This window comes from Nocardia cyriacigeorgica NBRC 100375, assembly GCF_000308555.1.
GTDB lineage: Bacteria > Actinomycetota > Actinomycetes > Mycobacteriales > Mycobacteriaceae > Nocardia > Nocardia cyriacigeorgica.
The window spans coordinates 1-1,605 of sequence record NZ_BAFY01000230.1 but is presented as its reverse complement, the minus strand read 5'-3'; the positions used below and the strand labels follow the sequence as shown (position 1 = coordinate 1,605).

Below are 1,605 nucleotides of genomic sequence, written 5' to 3'. Positions count from 1 at the left end.
GCGAACCGGGCTCCTCGGGGTCGCCCGTAGCGGGGCTGGTCCCTCTGGTTCCGTTCTCGGCGGGGCAGTTGCTCGGTCGGGTGATTCGCGGCCCCCTCACGGCCGCGAACCGCGGTCATCCGGATCTGCCGCGGCGGTCGGCATCCGCCGCGGCAGGCGGGTCTACTTCAGGCCGTCGGCCCAGGGATAGGTGTCGAGGTAGGGGTCAGGTGCGATGGGCTGACCGGAATCCCACACCGTGTAGATGAGGCCGTCCGGGCGGATTTCGCCGATCCGGGCGGTCTTGGTGATGTGGTGGTTGCTGCCGTCGATGGTCACCAGGCCCTCGGGCGCTTCGAAACTCACGCCGTCGGCCGCGGCCTGAATATCGGCGACGGCGAACGAATTCGCCTTTTCCACCGTGTTCTTCCACAGGTACACCGAGGCGTAGGCGGCTTCCATCGGATCCGAGGTCGGCTTGTCGGCGCCGAAGGCGGCCTTGTAGGCGTCGACGAACGCCTTGTTCTGCGGAGTGTCGACGGTCTGGTAGTAGTTCCACGCGGTGAGCTGACCCGCGATGTTCTGCGCACCGATACCGGCCACCTCTTCCTCGGCGATCGACACCGAAACCACCGGCATATCGGCCGCGGTCAGGCCCGCATTGGTGTACTCGCGGAAGAAGGCGACATTGGAATCGCCGTTGAGGGTGTTGAATACCGCGTCGGCATCGGCGGTGCGCACCTTGTTGATGATCGTGGAGAAATCGGTGGAGCCGAGCGGGGTGTAATCCTCACCCTTGATCTCGATGCCATTGGCCGCCGCGTAGGCCTTGATCTCGCGGTTGGCGGTCTGTGGGAACACATAGTCGCTACCGACCAGGTACAGCGATTTCACGCCTTTTTGCTTCAGATAATCGAGGGCGGGCACGATCTGCTGATTGGTGGTCGCGCCGGTGTAGAAGATGTTCTTGCTGTCCTCCAGGCCCTCGTACTGAACGGGGTAGTACAGCAGCGAATTCAGGCTCTCGAACTTCGGTTTCATCGCCTTGCGGCTCGATGAGGTCCAGCCGCCGAACACCGCGGCCACACAGTCGGAGCTGATGAGCTTTTCCGCCTTCTCGGCGAAGGTCTTCGGGTCCGACGCACCGTCTTCGAGCACCAGCTCGATCCGCTTGCCCAGCACCCCGCCCGCGGCGTTGATCTGGTCGACGGCCAGCTTGGTCGAATTGGCGACGGTGACCTCGCTGATGGCCATCGTGCCCGACAGCGAATGCAGCGAACCGATCTTGATCGTGTCCTTGGAGGTGTCGACACACGAGACGGCGTTCGAGCCGTCCGCGGAGGCGTCGTCCCTGGCGCCGCAGGCGGTCAGCAGCACGCCGGCCAGCGCGAGCGCGGTCGGTACCGCGAGGGCCTTGACCGAACGCCGGGATCGGACGCTGCCGCGATGTCGGCGGAATCGGGAGGAATCGGACATGGGCGAACCCTTCTCACTCATCAGTCGTGGTGGCGGCACCGCACGGGTTCCGCACCGAATACCTGCACGTTCGTCCCGGTCATGGCTGTCGACCGGGTTGTATACAGCGCCTGTATTCGTGCTGCGAAACGTTAGACAGAAGTTGTTGCG

At 64.2% G+C, this 1,605-nt stretch carries 1 protein-coding gene; it reads right to left on the bottom strand.

Features of this window, described 5'->3' with window-relative positions:
• Positions 1-162: 162 nt before the first annotated feature.
• Positions 163-1,455, bottom strand: coding sequence for an urea ABC transporter substrate-binding protein (gene urtA / locus RJ05_RS23605; RefSeq protein ID WP_051016844.1), 1,293 nt, complete (start codon positions 1,453-1,455; stop codon positions 163-165).
• Positions 1,456-1,605: the final 150 nt, after the last annotated feature.

Coding starts and splice junctions, on each gene's coding strand:
- urtA (WP_051016844.1), bottom strand. CDS start 1,455: ATGTCCGATTCCTCCCGATTCCGCCGACATCGCGGCAGCGTCCGATCC.